Below are 391 nucleotides of genomic sequence, written 5' to 3'. Positions count from 1 at the left end.
CTTCGCCCACTGGGCCAAGAACCGGGGCCTGCGTCGCAGCGACACCATCGCCCTGATGATGACCAACCGGATCGAGTATCTGGCGGCGTGGATCGGCTTCTCCAAGGTCGGCATCGCGACCGCCCTGATCAACACCAATCTGAACGGGCAGGGGCTGGCCCACTGTCTGGCCATCTCCAAGGCGTTCAACGTCGTCGCGGACGAGGATTGCTGGCGTCAGATCGAGGAGGCGCGGCCTCTGGTCGATCACAACCTGGCGCTCTGGGTTCTGGGCCTGACTGACGATCTGGAGACCAGCGACCGTCGCGGCCTGGACAAGCCGGTGCGCGGCGGGTCTTCGGTGCGACCGTCCAAGTCGGCGCGCGAAGGCCTGACCAACCGCGACACCGCC

At 66.5% G+C, this 391-nt stretch carries 1 protein-coding gene; it reads left to right on the top strand.

From position 1 onward, the window contains the following. On the top strand, positions 1 to 391 hold a 391-nt coding region (locus B3T77_RS06470), incomplete at both ends, for an AMP-binding protein (protein ID WP_292078229.1).

This window comes from Brevundimonas sp. UBA7838 (assembly GCF_002500885.1).
Classification (GTDB): domain Bacteria; phylum Pseudomonadota; class Alphaproteobacteria; order Caulobacterales; family Caulobacteraceae; genus Brevundimonas; species Brevundimonas vesicularis_C.
The sequence above is the reverse complement of the archived record's forward strand: the minus strand, read 5'-3'. Positions and strand labels throughout refer to the sequence as shown.